Consider the following 19,383-nt stretch of genomic DNA (forward strand, 5'->3'; position numbering starts at 1 on the left):
TTCAAACGGGGCTTTAACGAAAACCACCATCTGCAATCCCTCGCACTGTGTATTCAGGCGAGGGACTTTGCAGCGGTTTTCAGGGCAGGGGAGTAGCGCTTATCCGGCGCTTACGTGGGGCGTTTCGACAATTTTTGTCTTCTCCCGCCCCAGCACCAGGCTGCACAGCGCCGGCAGAAACAACAGCGTCAACACCGTGCCCACCACCACCCCGCCAATCAGCACGAATGCCAGGGACGACCAGAACACCGACAACGTCAGCGGAATAAACGCCAGCGCCGCCGCCAGCGCGGTCAATATCACCGGCCGCGCGCGCCGCACCGTGGCCTCGACAATCGCCGCGTGGATCGCCATGCCATGCTCCTGGTTCTGGCGGATCTGGTCGGTAAAGATCAACGTGTTGCGCATCAGAATCCCGCCGATCCCGATCAAGCCCAGGATCGCGTTGAACCCGAACGGCTGGTTGAACAGCAGCAAGGTCGGCACCGCGCCAATCAAGCCCAGCGGCGCGGTGGCGAAGACCATGAACATCACGCCGAAGGAACGCACCTGGAACATGATCACCGTGAGGGTCAGCAGGATCATGATCGGGAACAGCGCCGCCAGCGCAACGTTGGCCTTGGCGCTTTCTTCCACCGGGCCGCCGATGTCGATCCGGTAACCGGCCGGCAGCCGGGCGATCAGCGGTTGCAGGTCTTTGTACACGGCCATTTCCACGTCGGGCGGTTGCACGCCGTCGATGATGTCGGCACGCACTTCCACGGTGCTCGCGCGGTTGCGGCGCTTGAGGATCGGCTCTTCCATCACCGCCTGGAACTGCCCGACCTGGGCCAGGGGCACCGACGTGCCGGCGCTGTTGGTCAGGGTCATGTTGTTGAGGTTGCCGAGGTTCTCGCGCTGGTTGCCCTGGGCGCGGGCGACCACGGACACGGTGCGGTTGCCCTCACGCACTTCGGTGATCGGGTTGCCGCTGAGCAAGGCATTGAGCTGGGATTTGACCTCGTTGGGGGTAAAACCGAGCAGGCGCAGGCGGTCTTGATCCAGCACCAGGCGATAACCGCTGGTGCGCTCGCCCCAATCGAGAAAGGCGTCCTTGGTCAGCGCGTTGGCGGCAACGACCTTGCGCACGTCCTCGGACACGCCGCGCAGTACCTCCACATTGGGGCCGGACACGCGGAACACCACGGGGAAGGGCACCGGCGGGCCGAACAGCAACTGGGTGACCCGCACCCGCGCCGCCGGAAACTCACCGGCCGCAATTCGCTCACGCATGCGCAGCTTCAAGGCGTCACGGGCGTGAGAGTCCGGCGTCTGCACGATCAGCTTGGCAAACGCCGGGTCCGGCATTTCGGGGTTCAGCGACAGGAAGAAACGCGGTGCACCACCGCCCACATAGGTGTCGACCATGCTGGTCTGCGGCTCGTGCAGCAGCGCCTTTTCCAACTGCGCCGCCACCGCCTCGGTGCTCTTGAAGGCACTGCCGGGCGGCATATACACCTCAAGAATCAGCTCGGAACGGTCGGAGTTGGGGAAGAACTGTTTCTTCACCACGGCCATGCCCAGTACGCACAGTACAAAGGCAGCGATCACCAACCCGGTCACCAGCCAACGCCTGCGTACGCAGGCTTCGACCAAATCACGCAGTTTCTGGTAATAGCGCCCGGCGTAAATCGCGTCGTGGCCACCGGGCACCGGTTTGATCTGCGGCAGCAACTTCACACCCAGGTACGGCGTGAACACCACCGCCACCAGCCAGGACGAGATCAGCGCAAAGCCGACGATCCAGAAGATATTGCCGGCGTATTCCCCCGCACCGGACCGTGCAAATCCCACCGGCAGAAAGCCGATGATCGTCACCAACGTACCGGTGAGCATCGGGGCCGCCGTGGAGCTCCAGGCGAAGGTGGCTGCATGAATCCGGTCAAAACCTTCCTCCAGTTTTACCACCATCATTTCAATGGCGATGATGGCGTCATCCACCAGCAGGCCCAGGGAAATGATCAGTGCACCCAGGGTAATGCGGTCGAACTCACGCCCGGTGAGCAGCATGATCACAAACACCACCGACAAGGTCAGCGGCACCGCAGCCGCCACCACCAGGCCGACGCGAAAGCCCAGGGCCAGCAGGCTGATGAGCATCACCACCGCCAGGGCAACGAAGAATTTGAGCATGAATTCATTCACCGCCAGGCTGATGTTTTTCGCCTGGTCGGAGACTTTGGCGAAGTTCACGCCCAACGGCAGGTCCGCCTGGATCCGGGCTTCCTCGGCCTTGAGGCTTTTGTCCAGCTCCAGACCGTTCCAGTGTTTTTCCATGATCACGCCGAGCATCAGCGCCGGGTCGCCCTGGTGGCGGATGCGGTAGCTGGGCGGGTCTTCATAACCGCGGCTGACGCTGGCTACATCTGCAATGCGCAGCACGCGACCGTTGACTTCCAGGGGCACGTTTTCGATCAGCGCCAGGCTATCGAAGGCACCATCGATACGGATATAGGCGCGCGCGCCTGCGGTTTCGACAAAACCTGACGGGGCCACGGCGTTCTGCGCGGCGAGGGCAGCGAAGATCTGCTCCGGCTTGATCCCCAGGGTCGCCAGGCGCTCATAGGAGAACTCGACAAAAATCCGCTGGGCCTGCTCGCCGAGGATATTGACCTTCTTCACCCCCGGCAGGTTGAGCAGGCCCTGGCGCAACTCCTCGGCCATCTGCACCTGTTGCCGATGGGGCAAGTGCTCGGCCTCCAGGGCGTACAGGGCGAAGTACACATCGGAATATTCATCGTTGAAGAACGGCCCGATCACCCCGTTGGGCAGCCTCGCGGCTTCATCGCTGAGTTTTTTGCGCGTCTGGTAGAACAGCTCCTGGATTTCGCTGGGGCGCGTGGACTCCTTGTAGGTCATGCGCATCGACACAAAGCCTGGCTGGGCGATGGTCTCGACGCGGTCGTAGTAGTCCAGTTCCTGCAGGCGCTTCTCCAGGCGGTCGGCCACCTGCTCCTGCATCTCCTGGGCAGTGGCGCCGGGCCAGGCGGCGGTAATGGTCATGACCTTGACGGTAAACGAGGGGTCTTCGGCGCGTCCCAGTTTGCCGAACGAGAAGATCCCGGCGGCGAGGATCGCAATGATCAAAAACAGCGTGACTGCGCGGTGCTTGACCGCCAGTTCCGAGAGGTTGATGCCGCGCATGCTCATTGGTCCTGTTTGCGGTTGAGGGCCAGCACCTGGGCGGGCAACAGGCGCACCGCGTCGCCGCCGTGCAACAGGTGCGCACCGAGGGCGACGACGACCTGGCCGGGGTTCACGCCGCTGTCGAGCAGGGCGTCTTCCTGGCCAAGGCTGGCGACCGAGACCTGGGCGAAGCTGACCTTGTCATCCGCGCCGATCAGCCACACACCGGTGCCTTGTCCGGCATCGTGCAACGCACCGATGGGCACGCGGGTTTGTTGCGCCTGGCCGTTGCCTTGCAGGCGCACGGTGATGGTCGAGCCGAGGGCGAAGCGCTCGACGTTACCGTGCAGCACATAACGGGCGCGGTAGGTGCGGGTGGTGGGATCGGCGCTGGCCGACAGTTCGCGCAAGGTCGCCGTCACCGCCTGGTCCGGGGCGCCGAAGGGGAAGGCCAGGGCTTTTTGCGCGGCCTGGTCGCGCTGGTTTTCCGGCAGGTTGACGATGGCTTCGCGGGCACCGTCATGGGCCAGGCGCGCGACGATTTGCCCTTCGGCGACCACTTGGCCGCGGTCCACCCGCACGTCGGTGATGATGCCGTCGCCATCGGCCTTGAGCACCGAATAAGTGCGGCGGTTCTCGATCTGACTGGCGTCGGATTGCGCCGCGGCCAACTCGGCCTCGGCCACGCGCAAGTTAGTCGCCGACTGGTCGAAGATCTGTCGTGACACGGCACCGGTACTGGCCAGGCGCTGGTAGCGGTTTTCATCGTCACGGCGCTGACGCAGTTGTGCCTGGGCGGCGTTGACGCGGTTTTTCGCCGAACGCAGGGCCAGCTCGAAGTCGCCGATGTCGAGCACCAGCAGGGTGTCGCCACGGGAAACGTGCTGGCCGGGGTCGACCTTGCGTTCGATGACCTTGCCGCTGACCCGGAAGCCCAGGTCGCTTTCCGTACGCGCAGCCACCACGCCGGTATAGGCGCTTTGCTGAGTGCCGGCGGCTTCGACCTTGGCGGCGAGTACCGGACGCGGTTGCGGCGCTTGGGCGGCGGTGTCGGTCTGGCTGTTGCAGCCGCTGAGGACGATCAACACGGCCAGGGGCATGAGAAGGCGCGAGGGGAGAGGGATCATGTCGGGCTCCGGGGATTACCATTGGGCAAAAAATTATGGACATAATTTTTTACGCATATTATGGTCGAAATATAAATAAATCCAGCCCCGGATAATCCCCATGTCGAACGCCCCGGTCCCCTCGCGAAGCTTGTTGTTTTTACTGGTGGCCCTGACGGCACTGGGTGAAGTCTCGACCCAATTGATCATCCCAGGCTTGGGTGTGATCGAGCAGGCGCTGCTGGCGCCGCCTGGTTCGGCGTTGATGGCACTGTCGGCGTTTGTCGCCGCCTTTGGCCTGGGGCAGCTGCTGTTCGGCCCGCTGTCGGACCGTATCGGCCGCCGTCCGGTGCTGATCGGCGGGCTGCTGCTGTATGTGCTGGCGACCTTGTCGATGCTGCTGGTCAATGACATCCAGCAATTTATCGCCGCTCGCGTCGTGCAAGGCCTCGGCGCCTGCGCTGCGCTGGTACTGGCGCGTACCGTGGTGCGTGACGTGTGGAAGGCCGAGGCGGGGCCGGCGCTGGCGCTGACCATGATCGGCATGCTGTACGCCATCGTCGTCGCACCGATGGTCGGCGGCCTGCTGATCAAGCTGCTGGGCTGGCGTGCGCCGATCCTGCTGGCACTGGTGATTGGCAGTGGGGTGCTGCTGCTGGCGCTGCTGTTCTTTCGCGAGAGCAACCACTTCCTCGACCCCAAGGCCGGCCACTGGCGCACCCTCGGCGGGCAATACCTGGACCTGCTCAAGGGCCGCCAGTACCGCGCGTTCGCCGTGGCGCTGGCGTGTACCTATGGCGCCATGTTCGCGGTGATCGCCGGTTCCTCGGCGGTGTATATCAATCTGTTGGGCTTGAGCAGCCTGGAGTACGGCATCAATTTTGGCCTGATCGTGTCGATGCTGATCATCGGTTCCACCTACACCCGACGCAACATCCAGCGCCTGGGGCCGCAACGGATTGTGGCGATGGGCGTGACGCTGGTAGCCATGGGCGGGATTGCCGCACTGGTGATTTATGCGCTGTTTGGCCTGTCGGTGCTGGGCCTGGATATTCCCATTGCGCTGGCGACCCTCGGCGGTGGCCTGGTATTGCCCGGGTCTGTGACCGGTGGGGTCATGCCCAACGCTCACCGCGCCGGCTTGGCGGCGGGCTTGATGGGCTTTGCGCAGATGTTCGGCGCGACCTGCAGCGGCCTGTTACTGAGCCATCTGCGTGACGGCAGTGCAACACCGATGATCGTGATCCAGGCGTGTTTTGCCGTGACGGCTTTCGTGGCCTTCCATCTGTTGCGTGAGCGCCGTACCGCAGAGGTCGCGGCGGCTTGAGCTGTCACACTTTGTCCAAGTTATTCGGGGCTGGATGATTACGATTCTCTTTTGAGTCTAATCCGAAGGTCTTCGCCCATGCTGCCTGCTTTTCGTTTCTCGCCCCTGGCCCTGCTGGTTGCCGCCAGTCTTCATGCCCACGCCGATGAGCCTGTTGCACTGGAACTCAATGATGTAGTGGTGACTGCATCCGGTTTTGCGCAAAGCGTGGAAGACGCGCCGGCCTCGGTCACCGTGATCGATGGCGAGGCGCTGCGTCGCAAGTCTTACCGCGACCTCGGCGACGCGGTTAAAGACGTGGAAGGCGTCACCGTCAACGGCGGTGCGAATGAAACCGACATCTCCATCCGTGGCATGCCGGCCGACTACACCCTGATCATGGTCGACGGCAAGCGCCAGAGTGCGCGGGAATCGCGGGTCAACGGCAACAGTGGCTATGAACAGAGCTTCGTGCCACCCGCTGCGGCCATCGAGCGGATTGAAGTGGTGCGCGGGCCGATGTCGTCACTGTACGGCTCGGATGCCATCGGCGGGGTGATCAACGTGATTACGCGCAAGGTCTCACCGACCTGGGGCGGCTCCATCGGGTATGACTACTCGGCGCGTCAGCACAGCGACCAGGGTAATGCACGCCAGACCCAGTTCTACCTCAGTGGTCCGCTCAAGGAAGATTTCCTCGGTTTGCAGGTGTGGGGCCGCTACCTGGATCGCCAGGCCGATGACGACATCGAGCAGACCAATGGCTTCAGCAAGGCTGACCACCGCGACCTCACCGCGCGCCTGGCCTTCACCCCCACTATCGACCACGACATCCTGCTGGAAGCCGGCGCCACGCGCTTGAAGAATGGCGACGGCATGAGCGCCAACTGGGCCACCCGCGAACAGGAAAACAACCGCGATCACTGGTCGCTGTCCCACCAGGGCCGCTGGGGCTGGGCCACCTCGGACATTGCCTTGTCCCAGGAAACCTCCAGCCGTGAAGGCAAGGCGACACCGGCGCAGACTGACATCTACGGGCGCAAACCCGAGATCAAGAACAGCGTGTTTGACGCCAAGCTGGTGGTGCCCACCGCCCATAACGTCAGCACCGTGGGCGTGCAATGGAATAAAAGCGAGCTCACCGACTGGAACCAGGGCCTCGGTGACCGCGTCGACTATAAATTCTCGGTGGTGCAAAAAGCCCTGTTCGCGGAAAACGAGTGGTGGATGACCGACAGCTTCGCCCTGACCACCGGCCTGCGCCTGGATGAGCACGAAGAGTACGGCGCCCACCTCAGCCCGCGGGTCTACGGGGTGTGGCGCGCCACCGAGCAGTGGACGTTCAAGGGCGGTGTTGCACGTGGCTTTAAGGCCCCCGAGCTGCGTGCGGTCGTCGAGGATTACGCCTACCTGCGCCGCAACCGCTTCGTGATGTTCGGCAACCCGGACCTCAAGCCCGAGACCAGCACCAACTATGAAGTCTCGGCGCTGTGGAGCAACCGCGACAACCTGTCCGGCGGCGTGACGCTGTTCTACAACGACTTCCAGGACAAGCTTTCCACCGTCACCACCGACCGGCGCTGGAACGGCTACACCATCATGGAGCGGGTCAACGTCGACAAGGCGATCATCCAGGGCGTTGAGCTCAACGGCCAATGGGACATCAACCCCAGCGTGCTGCTCAAAGCCAACTACACCTACACTGACTCCGAGCAGAAAAGCGGCGCCAACAAAGGCGCGCCCCTGGCCCTCACCCCTGAGCAAAAAGCCAATGTGCGTACCGAGTGGACCATTAACGATCGCACCCAGGCCTGGGCTTCGCTGAGCTACTACGGCGAGGAAACCGGCAACACCATCACCACCGACGAACCGGCGCCGGGCTACACCACCGCCGACCTGGGCGGCTCCTATGACGTGAGCGATTCGTTGACCCTCAACGCCTCCCTGAACAACCTCACCGACAAGCGCCTGGACGATGAAACCTATGGCACGGTGAACTACGGCCGCACCCTGTGGATGGGCGCCACGCTCAACTTCTAGAGCGCGGTGGGCAATCGCACCACCGCGCACAGGCCGGCCGGTGGGCGATTCTCCAAGACCAGTTCACCGCCATGGGCCTGGATGCACGACCGTGCAATCGCCAGGCCCAGCCCCACGCCGCCGTCACTGACACCCCGTTGTACGAAGGGCTCGAAGACTTTGCTCAACCACGCCTCGGGTAGACCTTGGCCGTGGTCGAGAACCTCGATGCGCAGCCAGCCGTTGTCCTCGCGAACCAGGCTCAGGTCGGCATCGCCGGCATGGCGCAGGGCGTTGTCAATCAGGTTGGTCAGTGCACGTTTGAGCGCCAGCGGGCGGCAGGTCAGCAGCAAGGGCGGTGCGCCGGCCCAGGTGACGGGCTGCTGAAGGCGTTGGTAACGCATGGCCAGGTCATCCAGCAGGTCGTTCAATGAAGTCGTAGCGGTAGGTTCCTGCACCGTGTCATCGCGCACGAAATTCAGGGTTTCACGCACCATGGCACTCAATTCCGCGAGGCTTTCGAGCATGTCATCGCGGGCTGCGCCGGGCTCCAGCAATTCCACTTGCAGGCGCAGTTCTGTGATCGGCGTATTCAAGTCATGGCTGACCGCTGCGAGCATCCGCGTGCGGCCTTCGACATGCCGTGCGAGGTTGGCCTGCATGGTGTTGAAGGCGGCAGTGAGGTCGCGGGCTTCCTGTGGGCCGGTTTCCGGCAGCGGGGCGATCCATTCACCGCGGCTGACGCGCTCGGTGGCCTTGGCCAGGGTCTTGATCGGGCGCACCACGCGGGCAATGAAAAACATCACGATCAGCAGCACCGGCAGGGTCGTCACCGGCAGGCTGTAGGCCAGGACGCGACCCCATTCATAGGCGCCGGCGGGGTATTGCACGGCATTCAGATAGGTACCGTTGGGCAGCGGCACGCTGCTGCGCAGGCGCAACGGCGCCCAGCCGGCGGGGCTGAACACATGGGTGCGGGCGTCGGCGCCGCTGATGCGTTCCAACTGCATGCCGATGGCGGCGCTGTTATCCAGCTGTAATTGGTGGCGCAGCTCGTTGGCCAGGCGCTGTTCTTCCGGGCGTTGCGCAAACGGCGCCACTTCCGGCGTGGGGCCGATCCAGAAGCGCGTGTCGTCGGTGCTCATGCCGGCCAGCAGGTGCGCGGTTTCACTCGAGGTCAGGTCGATTGCCGTGTGATGGGCAATCCCCAGGCGTTCCAGGCTGAAACTGCGCGACAGCGGGTGGATCAGGCTGCCGGTGCGCTGCAGGAACAACATCGCAATGGCGTTCGACGCCAGCAGTGCCAGCAGCAACAACAGGCTCAACTGCCGTGCCAGGGTGCGCGGCCACAGCCGGCTCAAGGTGTGCATTCGCTGACCTCGGACGCCAATAGATAGCCGCCGCCCCAGATGGTGCGTAACAGTTCCGGGGTGGCATCGCCCTGGGCCAGCTTGCGGCGCAGGCGGCTGACTTGCCGGTCGATGGCGCGGTCGCTGACATCGCTGTCGGCGGCGGCGGTGAGGTCGATCAAGCGTTCGCGGGGCAACAGGGTGTTGGGGTGGGCGAGGAACACTTGCAACAGCCGGCTTTCGGCAGTGCTGAGCTGGATGGCCGGGCTGCCGTCGCGGCGCAAGGTGGCGCTGGTCACACTGAAGTGCCAGCCGGCAAACTCATAGGCCCGTGCGCCAGTGCCGGGCGCGGTGGGGCCGGTCGCGCGGCCCTGACGGCGCAGCACGCTGTTGATACGCGCCACCAGCTCCCGGGGCTCGAACGGCTTGGTGACGTAATCGTCGGCACCCAGGTCCAGGCCGCGTATGCGGTCGGCGGCAGTGTCGCGGGCGGTCAGCAGGATCACCGGGGTGTTGCTGCGCCGATGCAACTGGTTGCACAACTCAAAGCCATCGCCATCCGGCAGCAGCACGTCGAGCACCACCACATCGAACGCCTGGGTCTTGAGCAATTGCCACATGCCGGCCGCGTCTTCAGCGGTGCGCACCTCAAAGGTGTAACGTCGCAGGTACGTGGCCAAGGGTTCACGAATCTTGCGGTGGTCATCCACCACCAGTACGCGCGGTGCGGCAGGCGCAGGGGCAAACGGCATTGCAGCCCTCGAGGGTTGAGCGGGAGAGGGCGGATATTACTACGAGTCATTATCATTAACGCTGTTTTTGTGAGGCTGCAGTCGTAGATCGTCCTGCCGGTAGGACGATCAAGGTTATTTTTACCGTCTAGCGCCGAATTGCTGCGAGTTTTAAGGTGTATGCACTTTGGAGGACTACCATGAAAAAACTCATCGGCATCTACACCAGCCCTCGCGCCCATTGGGTCGGCGACGGCTTTCCCGTGCGTACGCTGTTTTCCTACGACTCGATGGGCAAGCACATCAGCCCATTCCTGCTCCTGGACCACGCCGGGCCGGCCGATTTCAACCCGACAGACCAGCGTCGCGGCGTCGGCCAGCACCCCCATCGCGGTTTTGAAACCGTGACCATCGTCTACGATGGCGAAGTCGAACACCGCGATTCCACCGGCGCTGGCGGCAAAATCGGCCCGGGCGATGTGCAATGGATGACCGCCGCCAAGGGCATCCTCCACGAGGAGTTCCACTCCGCCGCCTTCGCCCGCAGCGGCGGTGCGTTGGAGATGGTGCAACTGTGGGTCAACCTGCCCGCCAAGGACAAAATGGCCGACGCGGGCTACCAGACCATCGTCGACGGCGATATCCCCGTGCTGCCCCTGGCCAACGACGCCGGCCACCTGCGCCTGATCGCCGGTGAATTCGCCGGCACCCAGGGACCGGCGCGCACCTTCACGCCGATCGATGTGTGGGACCTGCGCCTCAACGCCGGCAAGCCCGTCACCCTCGACCTGCACGCCGGGCGCAACACTGCCCTGGTGATCCTGCGCGGCACGGTGCTGGTCAATGGCGAAGACGTCGCACGCCAAGGCCAACTGGCGTTGTTCGACCGCGATGGCCGCCAACTCATCCTGGAGGCCAACGACGACGCCAAGGTCCTGCTGCTCAGCGGCGAACCGATTGACGAGCCTATCGTTGGGCATGGACCGTTTGTGATGAATACCGAGCAGGAGATTCACCAGGCGTTTGCGGATTTCCAATCGGGTAAGTTTGGGCGGATGCAGGCCTGACGGATCACCTGAAAACCTGTGGATGCAGGTTTTCAGGGGTGAGTTGAGTGGTGGTGGCAAGCCGACTTGTTGTGGTGAGCGGGCTTGCCCCGCGCTGGGCTGCGCAGCAGCCCCAATAAACTCGACGCGGTTTTCCAGACGTTCCGAGGCAGATGGTTTCAGGGCCGCTTCGCGCCCCAGCGCGGGGCAAGCCCGCTCACCACAACAAGCCCGTTCACCACCGTTGCGCAGCAATACATTTTGTTTGCGCAACCCCCATTTCATGCGATCTTCCCGTCATTCGCCCTGGAGTCGCCTGGATGCCCTCATTTATCGCTGATCACCCGATGTTGTGCGCCGTGGCGCTGATCTTTATCGACATCGCCGTGTGGCGCCTGATCTCTGCCGACCTGGCCAATTGGAAGCTGGCTGCGCGGTTGGCGATTTTTGCCGTGTTCAGTGCCGTGCTGTTCAACGACGGCATGAACCCCATGCAACTTGCGCCCTATGCCGACAGTACCGCCTTGCACCTGGCCGCCACGGCCTTGCAGATCGGCTGGTGGCTGTTTGCGGCGCGCACGCTGACGGTGTTGCTGGGCGCGGTGATGATGCAGCGGGTGGGTCACACCGGGCGATTGTTGCAGGACCTGATGGGCGCGGTGATTTTCCTCATCGCGATCATCGCCGCCATGGCCTACGTGCTCGACCTGCCGGTCAAGGGAGTGCTGGCCACCTCCGGTGCGGTGGCGATCATCGTCGGCCTGGCGTTGCAAAGTACCCTGAGCGATGTGTTTTCCGGGATCGTGCTCAACACCACCAAGCCTTATCAGATCGACGACTGGATCTCCATCGACGGTACCGAAGGGCGGGTCACCGACATCGACTGGCGTGCCACGCGCCTGCAAACCTCCCAGGGCAGCCTGGCGGTGATTCCCAACTCCCTGGCGGCCAAGGCCAAGATCATCAACTTTTCGCGCCCGGCGGATATGTTCGGCCTGGCGGTCAGCCTGCAGGTCAGCCCCCATGCGCGCCCGCAAACCGTGATCGAGGCGCTGGAGCGTGCGATGCAGGGGTGTCGGCCACTGTTGGCCAAGCCGGCGCCGAGCGTGGCGTTCAAGACCTCTGCCAGTGGCGGCGTGGAGTATGAAATCAGCGGCTTCGTGCCAGCCATGGCCCTCAAGCGCGAGGTGCGCAACCAACTCTATGACCTGGCGTTCCGGCACCTGCAAGCGGCGGGCGTGGCTGTGCTGTCCGCCACCGAAAGCAGCGCGCCGCCGGCCATGTCCGCCGCGCGGGCGTTGCTGGAGCGTTCATCGATTTTCTCCACCCTGCGCCAGGAAGAGAAAGACACCTTCAGCCAGAACATGACCCTGCACACCTACCGCGCCGGCGAGATGATCCTGCCGGCGGGGGAGGTCAGTGATCATTTGTTTATCGTCGAGTCCGGCGTGGTCTCGGTGATGTTGACCAAGGGCGGCCATGTATTCGAAGCCGGGCGCATGGGGCCGGGAGAAGTGATTGGCGAGGCCGGGATCCTGTCCGACCAGGCCGTGCTGGCGGACTTTTCCGCCAAGACGTTCTGCACGCTGTACCGCATCGAGAACGAATACCTGAAACCGTGCCTGGACGCGCGCCGCGACATTAGCGAGGCGATGAAGGCACTCTTGGAATTCCGCCAGCATGCCGCCCAGGTCCTGACCCAGGACGCGCCGGTGGTGCCGGTGAAGAAGGGCTTTTTGCAGTGGCTGCGCAAGCGCGGTCTGTGAGAGGCGAGGGCCTGGAAGTGCTGTACTCGAGGTCGAATGATCGCCAATGTGGGTTTTCTTGACTGTCTCTGACCACGTGAGGGCTCGACCTTGATTCGACTCACCGACTACATCGCCAACCTTGCTCAATCCCCCCTGGCCCCGTGGGCCGGCCTGGCGCCCTGGGCCCTGGTCGCCCAGGCGCCGGCCGTTGTTCGCCAGATGCTCGCCGAACTGCCGGTCGACGAGTACAGCGTGAAGGACGAAGTCGCCATCCACCGTACCGCCATCGTCGAACCCGGTGCCTTGCTCAAGCCGCCCCTGATCATCGGCGCCCATTGCTTTATCGCCAGCGGCTCGCTGCTGCGCGGTGGTTGCTGGGTGGATGAGCACTGCATCATCGGCCCCGGCGTCGAACTGAAAACCACCTTCATGTTCAGTGGCAGCAAGCTGGCCCACTTCAACTTTGTCGGTGATTCAGTGCTGGGCCATGGGGTCAACCTCGAGGCGGGGAGTATCGTCGCCAACTACCGCAACGAGCGGGACGACAAGGAAGTGCTGGTACGGGTTGACGGGGTATTGCAGCGCAGCGGCTGCGACAAGTTTGGCGCGTTGCTGGGGGATCAATGTCGGATCGGCGCTAACGCGGTGCTGGCGCCTGGGGCGCTGTTGGTGCCAGGCAGTGTCGTGGGGCGTGGGCACGTGTTTGATGCCGAGGCGTCTGTATAAACGCGAAGTTGAAAAGATCATGGTGTCCCGGCACGATATTAAATAGAATGAATCTCATTTGAGACTCAATCGCGCCGTGCAGGTTGTTGCCATGAATGATGCTGTTGTCCCCACGCACGCTCCTGAACTGACGCTATCGAGCTTGTACCGTGACCATCGCAGTTGGCTGGAAAGCTGGCTGCGGCGACGCCTGGGCAATGCCTGGGATGCGGCCGACCTGAGCCAGGATACGTTCCTGCGGGTGCTTGCCAGTGCGCAGCCGATTGCGCAGATGCAGGAACCCCGGGCGTACCTGGTGACAGTGGGCAAGCGCCTGCTGGTGAATTTCCATCAGCGCCGCAGCCTCGAACAGGCGTATCTGAATGCCCTGGCTACCTTGCCCGACACCTGTGTGCCGTCGCCCGAACAGCGCTGGCTGGTGCTGGAAACCCTGCAAGCCCTGGATGAATTGCTCGACGGCTTGCCCGTGCTGGTGCGCCGTGCGTTTCTATGGAGCCAGCTGGAAGGCCTGGGTTACCGCGAGATTGCCGAGCGCCTTGACGTGTCCGAACGTACGGTGAAGCGCTACATGGCCCAGGCCTACGAGCATTGCCTGCTGGTGGAGCTGTGAGCCGCGACGTCGCGCGCGCCGCCGCCCAGTGGCTGGCGCTGCTCGAATCCGGCGCGGCCACCGAGCGTGATCACGCCGCCTTGCAGCACTGGCGCGACAGCCATCCCCAGCATGAACAGACCTGGCAAAGAGCCCAAACCCTGCGCCAGCGTTTCAGCGATTTGCCCCAGGCGCTCGCCATGGCCAGCCTCGACCGCCCGCAACCGGGGCGACGTGCCGTGCTCAAGCGCGCCCTGGGGGTGGCGGCGCTGGTGCCGGCGGCCTGGCTGATCAGCCGCCAGTTGCCCATCGAAGCCTGGCGTGCCGATTTGCACACCGCTACCGGCGAACGCAAACGCCTGCCGTTGGCCGAAGGGGGCAGCCTGCAACTCAATACCGCTACAGCCGTAGACGTGGACCTGGCACAACGGCGCATCACCCTGGTCGACGGTGAGCTGGCGCTGAACGTTCCGGGTAAGGCGGCGATGACGGTGCAAACCCGCTACGGCCAATTGCTCGTCAGCCAGGCCGAGGTGTGCGTGCGGCAACTGCCTTCCGGCTGCCTGGTGTCGGTGCTCAAGGGCGCGGTGCAGGTGCGTGATTTGCGCGCAAACCTGGCGACATTGCAGGGGGGCCAGCAAGCGCCGTTGAAAGCCGCCGGGCTTGGCGCCTCAGTGCCCTTCGATGTGCTGCAATTAGGCTGGCGCGACGGCGTGTTGACCGCACAGAACCAGTTGCTGGGGGATTTTCTGCGCGAGCTGGAACGCTATCGTCCGGGCGTATTGCGTTGGGATCCCAGCCTGGAAACGCTGCGGGTGACCGGCAGTTTTCGCCTGGATGACACCGACCGCATCCTCAGCCTGCTGGCCTCGACCCTGGGGTTGGAGATGCAATCTCGGACCCGTTATTGGGTGAGCCTGCGCAAGGCGGCATGATGCGGTTTTGTGGCCAGCCTGCTTGCTGTGGTGAGCGGGCTTGCCCCGCGCTGGGCTGCGAAGCAGCCCCAATCAGGCTCCCTGTGTTCTGTCAGGTAAACCACAGCGCCTGGTTTTGGGTCTGCTGCGCAGCCCAACGCGGGGCAAGCCCGCTCGCCACAGGTTAGGAGTAGTCCTCAGATCACGTGGGGCGTGGAGGTGCAATCTCGAATGCGTTATTGGTTGAGCCTGCGCAAGCTTATTGTGGTGAGTGGGCTTGCCACAGGTTAGGAGTAGTCCTCAGATCACGTGGGCACGCTGCAACTCGGTCAAGGCCAGCGCCTTGAGCCGGGCCAGCAGCGGGTCACGCCGATCCCTCGGATGCGGCAGGTCGACCGTCAGCTCCTGGCGAATGCTGCTGGGCCGGTTGTCCATCACCAGTACTCGGTCACTCAGGTACAGCGCTTCGTCCACATCATGGGTCACCAGCAACAGGGCGATGGCGTGGTGCGCGGCCAGTTGCAGCAGCAAGTCCTGGAGCTTCATGCGGGTGAAGGCATCCACCGCACTGAACGGTTCATCCAGCAACAGCACCTGCGGACGTGAATACAGGCCGCGTGCGATCGCCACCCGCTGTGCCATGCCGCCGGACAATGCCTTGGGCAGCGCCTGGGCGAAGCCCTTGAGGCCGACTTCCTCGATCAATTGTGTGACCCAGGCCCTGTCGTAGCGGTTGTCATCGCTGAAACCAATGTTCTGCTCCACCGTGAGCCAGGGCATCAGGCGCGGTTCCTGGAACACGAACGCCACGTCGCCGTCAGGGCTGCGCAGTTCGCCCTGGAAGTCCTTTTCCAACCCGGCGACGATCCGCAGCAGGGTACTTTTGCCACAGCCGCTGGGGCCCAGCAGGCTGACCGCTTCGCGCGGCTGCAAGGCCAGGCGTACATCTTTCAATACGGTGGTGCTGGCAAAGCTTTTACGCTCCACCTGAATGTCCAATAACGGCTGCGTACTCATTGTTCCGCTCCTTGGCCGGTGAAGGTGTCGCGCCAGGCCAGGCAGCGTTTCTCCAACGCCGCGAGCAGGCCGTCGCTGACCTTGCCCAGTAGCGCCAATACGATAATGGCGGCCAGCACGATGTCGGGCCGAGAGGTTTCCCGCCCATCGCTGAGCAGGTAACCCAGGCCCTTGGTCGCCGCGATCAGTTCGGCCGCCACGAGGAACATCCACGCCAGGCTCAAGCCACTGCGCAACCCGGTAAACAGGCCGGGCAGGGCGGCGGGCAGCAGGATCCGGCGCACCAGGCGGCGGCGACTGAACCCGTACATTTGCCCGACTTCCACCAGCTTGCGATCAATATCGCGAATCGCCGCGACGCCATTGAGGTACACCGGGAAAAACGCGCCAATGGCGATCAGCACAATCTTCGAGGTTTCATCGATGCCCAGCCAAAGCAGCAGCAAGGGCACCCAGGCCAGGCTCGGGATCGAACGCAGGCCGGCGAAGGTCGGCTCCAGATAGGCTTCGGCTTCACGGCTCAAACCGACCCAGGCGGCGAACACCAGGGCCAGGCCGGCGCCGATGGCAAAGCCCAGCAGCACGCGGGCGAGGCTGGCGCTGATGTGTTTCCACAAGGCGCCCTCGGCGAGGTCGGTGAGGGTCACGGCGATCTCGCTGGGCGCCGGCATCTGGTAGGACGGCAGCCAGCCCACCCGCACGACCCCTTCCAGGATCATCAGGATCAGCACCGGCAAGACCAGGCCTTTGAACCGTCGTGGCCAGGCGCTGCGCTGGCTGACTGCGGGGACGGGAAGGGGCAATGCCTGGCTTTTGCTGGTCATCGCGCGCCCCTTATTGCTTCGACAGGGTTTGGCCAAACGAAGGGTCGATCAGTTGATCGATCACCTGGTCCACATTCACCCCACGACGCACCAATTCCTCGGACACCAGGATCGGCGCCGCCGCCTTCGACGACTGCACATCCTTGGCGCTCAACAACGGCGTGCTCAGATCGGTACGCGACAATTGCAGCTTGGCCACTTCCAGCGGCAGGCCGGATTCATCCGCCAGCAACCTGGCGAATTCATCGGGGTGCTTCACCGCCCAATCCCGGGCTTTTTCATACGCCCCGAGCACCTTGGTGATGGTCTGTGGGTGCGCCTTGGCGAACTGCTCGGTGACGCTCACCACGCCGTAGCTGTTGAAGTCCTTGTTGCGGTACAGCAGGCGCGAACCGGCCTGGATTTCACTCGCGGCCATGTGCGGGTCGAGGCCGGCCCAGGCGTCCACGTCACCTTTTTCCAGGGCGGTGCGACCGTCGGGATGTTGCAGGTGCACCAACTGCACGTCGTCTTTTTTCAGCCCGGCCTGTTGCAGGCTGCGCAGGGTGAACAGGTACGGATCGGTGCCTTTGGTGGCGGCGATTTTCTTGCCCTTCAGGGCGCTGACGCTGTTGAGCGGCGAGTCCTTGCGTACCACCAGGGCCGTCCATTCGGCGCGGCTGTAGACGTACACCGATTTGATCGGGCTGCCATTGGCCCGGCTCAACACGGCAGACAAGCTGGCCGACGAAGCGAAATCCACGCCGCCGCTGTTGAGGTATTCCAGGGAGCGGTTGCTGCCCTGGCTCAGGACCCAGCCGACCTTGCTGTGGGGCAGGGCCTGTTCCAGCCAGCCGAAGTGCTTGAGCACCAGGCTGACCGGCGAGTAGTAGGCGTAGTCGAGGTTGACTTCGGCGGGATCGGTTTCGGCGGCATATGCCTGCGCCTGCAGGCTCAGGACGAGGGCGCAGGCGCCGAGTACACGCTGGGTGAAGGGTTTCATGGAACAGCTCCGGACAAGGCGTTGAGAGAAGGCTTTTCTTATATTCAGAAAACTGATTCGGCATGTTCCATCATGCTTTCCAGGAATATGCAGTCTCTATGCCAAGGCCAGCGCTCCCCCGCGTAGATAACGTCTTAACCGTAAATATCGCCTTATCCACATCCGTAGCAGCTGCCGAGCGCAAGCGAGGCTGCGTCAGGCGCGCTGCCGATTCAGGCTCGAGTCGCGGCCGACGCAGCCTCGCCGGGGCTCGGCAGCTGCTACCAGGGGAGCAAATTGTTGATCAGATGTTGGTAAGGCAACAGTGTTCATATGCGTTTATGGAATAAATAAAGAGTTATATATTCCTTTTAATATTCTACGTGATAGCGCACTTTGAGGGCCTGCGCATTCGTGCGGATTGACCCAACAGCCAAAAGGAAAGCCGACATGACTATTAAAGCGATCAACGTGCGCAACCAGTTCAAGGGCGTGATCAAGGAAATCCTCCTGGGGGAGGTGGTGTCCGAAATCGACGTGCAAACCGCGTCCGGCATCGTCACCTCGGTGATCACCACCCGCTCGGTGCGTGACCTGGAATTGAAGGTAGGCAGCGAAGTGATTGCCTTCGTGAAGTCCACCGAAGTGTCCATCGCCAAGCTGTGAAGCCCACCGGATGTGGGAGCGCTGCTCCCACATTCATAAAGTCTGCCTCAGCGCTGCTGCAGCGCACGCTCCATACGTTGCAGACCCTCTTCCAGCAAAGCCCGTGGGCAGCCGAAGTTCAGGCGCACGAACTGCTGGCTGTCGTCACCGAATTCGATCCCCGCACTCAGCCCGACCTTGGCCTGCTCCAGGAAGAACTGCTGTGGGTCGTGCAGGCCCAGGGCGCTGCAGTCCAGCCAGGCGAGGAAGGTGCCTTGCGGCGCATGCATCACCACGCCGGGCAAGCGGGTTTGCACGGCGTCGAGCAGGTAATCGCGGTTGGCTTGCAGGTAGTGCTTCAGCGCGTCGAGCCATTCACCGCACTGGCTGTAGGCGGCGCGGGTGGCTTCCAGGCCCAGGGGGCTGACGCTGTCGACCATGCCGCAGCGGGCCTGGTTGAAGCGCTCGCGGATCCCGGCGTTCTGGATCACCGCAAAGCAGGTCTTCAGGCCGGCCACGTTGTAGGCCTTGCTCGCCGACATCAGCGTGATGGTGCGCTGGGCAATCTCAGGGCTAAGGCTGGCGGTGGGGATGTGGCGGTGGCCGTCGAAGCACAGTTCGGCGTGGATTTCGTCGCTGATGATCAGCGCGCCGTTTTCCAGGCAGGCAGTGGCCAGGGCCAGCAGTTCTTCGCGGGGGAAGACCTTGCCGATGGGGTTGTGCGGGTTGCTCAGCAGCAGTGCGCCGGCGCCGGTCAGGGCCTTGCGCAGGGCGGGCATGGGGGTGATGTATTCGGCGTTGTTCAACTCGAACGGTACTTCGATGCGCGGCAGGTTCCAGTGGCCGGGCGCCAGGCGAATCGGCCGGTAGTTGGGGGTTTGCAGCACCACCGGCTGGCCCGGTTGGACGAAGGCGTGCAGCGCCATATTGAAGCCAGGCTCAACGCCAGGCAGGAACAGCAGGTCGTCGGGCTGCACGCGCCAGGCGTACTTGGCCCACAGGTCGGCCACGATGGCCTCGCGTACATCCGGGCCGGCCACGCTGTAGCCGAGAATCCGCTGGTCGAGGCGCGCGTGCAGGGCCTGCAGCACGGCGGGCGGCGCGGCGATGTCCATGTCGGCGATCCACATCGGCAACACATCGGCCGGGTAGCGATTCCATTTGGTGCTGCCAGTGCCGAGGCGGGGGTGGATCGTATCGAAATCAAAGCTCATGAAGGGGCTCGTGTCAGGGAGGG

16 protein-coding genes are annotated in these 19,383 nt (G+C 63.4%); 8 read left to right on the forward strand and 8 right to left on the reverse strand.

Going from position 1 to position 19,383, the window contains the following annotated elements:
- Positions 1 to 99: 99 nt before the first annotated feature.
- Entirely contained in the window at positions 100 to 3,183 is a 3,084-nt protein-coding gene (locus BLW22_RS12390; protein ID WP_074846523.1) for an efflux RND transporter permease subunit, read from the reverse strand.
- Positions 3,184 to 3,185: 2 nt separating this feature from the next.
- The gene (locus BLW22_RS12395) at positions 3,186 to 4,292 is read right to left on the reverse strand and encodes an efflux RND transporter periplasmic adaptor subunit (RefSeq protein ID WP_074846526.1); all 1,107 of its coding nucleotides are present in this window, start codon (positions 4,290 to 4,292) and stop codon (positions 3,186 to 3,188) included.
- Between the two features lie 100 nt (positions 4,293 to 4,392).
- On the opposite strand from BLW22_RS12395, the gene BLW22_RS12400 reads away from it, so the two are divergent.
- Entirely contained in the window at positions 4,393 to 5,598 is a 1,206-nt protein-coding gene (locus BLW22_RS12400; RefSeq protein WP_074846529.1) for a multidrug effflux MFS transporter, read from the forward strand.
- 78 nt (positions 5,599 to 5,676) lie between these two features.
- Entirely contained in the window at positions 5,677 to 7,617 is a 1,941-nt protein-coding gene (locus BLW22_RS12405) for a TonB-dependent receptor domain-containing protein (RefSeq protein ID WP_074846532.1), read from the forward strand.
- Here the strand turns inward: BLW22_RS12405 and BLW22_RS12410 are convergent.
- Positions 7,614 to 8,933, reverse strand: a complete 1,320-nt coding sequence (locus BLW22_RS12410; RefSeq protein ID WP_074848141.1) for an ATP-binding protein — start codon at positions 8,931 to 8,933, stop codon at positions 7,614 to 7,616. The two genes, BLW22_RS12405 and BLW22_RS12410, sit on opposite strands and share 4 nt — an antisense overlap.
- Positions 8,934 to 8,953: 20 nt before the next feature.
- Positions 8,954 to 9,697 carry a response regulator gene (locus tag BLW22_RS12415; RefSeq protein WP_074846535.1) on the reverse strand — a complete coding sequence of 248 codons (744 nt, stop codon included), beginning with the start codon at positions 9,695 to 9,697 and terminating at the stop codon, positions 8,954 to 8,956.
- A gap of 179 nt (positions 9,698 to 9,876) precedes the next feature.
- On the opposite strand from BLW22_RS12415, the gene BLW22_RS12420 reads away from it, so the two are divergent.
- The 5 genes from BLW22_RS12420 (at position 9,877) to BLW22_RS12440 (ending at position 14,720) form a co-directional block, all read left to right on the forward strand.
- Entirely contained in the window at positions 9,877 to 10,743 is an 867-nt protein-coding gene (locus BLW22_RS12420) for a pirin family protein (protein WP_065947522.1), read from the forward strand.
- Positions 10,744 to 11,042: 299 nt separating this feature from the next.
- Complete coding sequence (locus BLW22_RS12425) at positions 11,043 to 12,488, forward strand: mechanosensitive ion channel family protein (RefSeq protein ID WP_074846538.1); 1,446 nt, start codon at positions 11,043 to 11,045, stop codon at positions 12,486 to 12,488.
- A 90-nt stretch (positions 12,489 to 12,578) separates the two neighbouring features.
- Positions 12,579 to 13,196: an LbetaH domain-containing protein gene (locus tag BLW22_RS12430; RefSeq protein WP_074846541.1), complete on the forward strand. Its 618-nt coding sequence runs from the start codon at positions 12,579 to 12,581 to the stop codon at positions 13,194 to 13,196.
- A gap of 91 nt (positions 13,197 to 13,287) precedes the next feature.
- Positions 13,288 to 13,806: a sigma-70 family RNA polymerase sigma factor gene (locus BLW22_RS12435; RefSeq protein WP_027607930.1), complete on the forward strand. Its 519-nt coding sequence runs from the start codon at positions 13,288 to 13,290 to the stop codon at positions 13,804 to 13,806.
- Complete coding sequence (locus BLW22_RS12440; RefSeq protein WP_065927774.1) at positions 13,803 to 14,720, forward strand: DUF4880 domain-containing protein; 918 nt, start codon at positions 13,803 to 13,805, stop codon at positions 14,718 to 14,720. The genes BLW22_RS12435 and BLW22_RS12440 overlap by 4 nt, the downstream gene beginning before the upstream one ends.
- A gap of 279 nt (positions 14,721 to 14,999) precedes the next feature.
- On the opposite strand, the gene BLW22_RS12445 is transcribed toward BLW22_RS12440, so the two are convergent.
- Genes BLW22_RS12445 through BLW22_RS12455 form a run of 3 tightly spaced genes read right to left on the reverse strand, consistent with a single transcriptional unit; the run spans position 15,000 to position 17,522 of the window.
- Positions 15,000 to 15,716 carry an ABC transporter ATP-binding protein gene (locus BLW22_RS12445; RefSeq protein WP_065927773.1) on the reverse strand — a complete coding sequence of 239 codons (717 nt, stop codon included), beginning with the start codon at positions 15,714 to 15,716 and terminating at the stop codon, positions 15,000 to 15,002.
- The gene (locus BLW22_RS12450; RefSeq protein ID WP_065927772.1) at positions 15,713 to 16,540 is read right to left on the reverse strand and encodes an ABC transporter permease; all 828 of its coding nucleotides are present in this window, start codon (positions 16,538 to 16,540) and stop codon (positions 15,713 to 15,715) included. Before BLW22_RS12450 ends, BLW22_RS12445 begins: the two co-directional genes overlap by 4 nt.
- 10 nt (positions 16,541 to 16,550) lie before the next feature.
- Positions 16,551 to 17,522 (reverse strand): aliphatic sulfonate ABC transporter substrate-binding protein, encoded by a 972-nt coding sequence (locus BLW22_RS12455; protein WP_074846544.1) that lies wholly within the window; start codon positions 17,520 to 17,522, stop codon positions 16,551 to 16,553.
- A 429-nt stretch (positions 17,523 to 17,951) separates the two neighbouring features.
- Here BLW22_RS12455 and BLW22_RS12460 point away from each other — a divergent pair, with 429 nt between their 5' ends.
- On the forward strand, positions 17,952 to 18,167 hold the full coding sequence (locus tag BLW22_RS12460) for a TOBE domain-containing protein (protein ID WP_003173733.1): 216 nt from the start codon (positions 17,952 to 17,954) through the stop codon (positions 18,165 to 18,167).
- Positions 18,168 to 18,214: 47 nt separating this feature from the next.
- Here the strand turns inward: BLW22_RS12460 and BLW22_RS12465 are convergent, their stop codons facing one another.
- Entirely contained in the window at positions 18,215 to 19,360 is a 1,146-nt protein-coding gene (locus BLW22_RS12465) for a MalY/PatB family protein (RefSeq protein WP_074846547.1), read from the reverse strand.
- Positions 19,361 to 19,383: the final 23 nt, after the last annotated feature.

This window comes from Pseudomonas marginalis (assembly GCF_900105325.1).
Classification (GTDB): Bacteria; Pseudomonadota; Gammaproteobacteria; order Pseudomonadales; family Pseudomonadaceae; genus Aquipseudomonas; species Aquipseudomonas marginalis.

What these genes read in the sequence shown, in the direction of transcription:
- BLW22_RS12390 (WP_074846523.1), bottom strand. Translation starts at nt 3,183, where the DNA reads ATGCGCGGCATCAACCTCTCGGAACTGGCGGTCAAGCACCGCGCAGTC.
- BLW22_RS12395 (WP_074846526.1), bottom strand. Translation starts at nt 4,292, where the DNA reads ATGATCCCTCTCCCCTCGCGCCTTCTCATGCCCCTGGCCGTGTTGATC.
- BLW22_RS12400 (WP_074846529.1), top strand. Translation starts at nt 4,393, where the DNA reads ATGTCGAACGCCCCGGTCCCCTCGCGAAGCTTGTTGTTTTTACTGGTG.
- BLW22_RS12405 (WP_074846532.1), top strand. Translation starts at nt 5,677, where the DNA reads ATGCTGCCTGCTTTTCGTTTCTCGCCCCTGGCCCTGCTGGTTGCCGCC.
- BLW22_RS12415 (WP_074846535.1), bottom strand. Translation starts at nt 9,697, where the DNA reads ATGCCGTTTGCCCCTGCGCCTGCCGCACCGCGCGTACTGGTGGTGGAT.
- BLW22_RS12420 (WP_065947522.1), top strand. Translation starts at nt 9,877, where the DNA reads ATGAAAAAACTCATCGGCATCTACACCAGCCCTCGCGCCCATTGGGTC.
- BLW22_RS12425 (WP_074846538.1), top strand. Translation starts at nt 11,043, where the DNA reads ATGCCCTCATTTATCGCTGATCACCCGATGTTGTGCGCCGTGGCGCTG.
- BLW22_RS12435 (WP_027607930.1), top strand. Translation starts at nt 13,288, where the DNA reads ATGAATGATGCTGTTGTCCCCACGCACGCTCCTGAACTGACGCTATCG.
- BLW22_RS12445 (WP_065927773.1), bottom strand. Translation starts at nt 15,716, where the DNA reads ATGAGTACGCAGCCGTTATTGGACATTCAGGTGGAGCGTAAAAGCTTT.
- BLW22_RS12450 (WP_065927772.1), bottom strand. Translation starts at nt 16,540, where the DNA reads ATGACCAGCAAAAGCCAGGCATTGCCCCTTCCCGTCCCCGCAGTCAGC.
- BLW22_RS12455 (WP_074846544.1), bottom strand. Translation starts at nt 17,522, where the DNA reads ATGAAACCCTTCACCCAGCGTGTACTCGGCGCCTGCGCCCTCGTCCTG.
- BLW22_RS12460 (WP_003173733.1), top strand. Translation starts at nt 17,952, where the DNA reads ATGACTATTAAAGCGATCAACGTGCGCAACCAGTTCAAGGGCGTGATC.
- BLW22_RS12465 (WP_074846547.1), bottom strand. Translation starts at nt 19,360, where the DNA reads ATGAGCTTTGATTTCGATACGATCCACCCCCGCCTCGGCACTGGCAGC.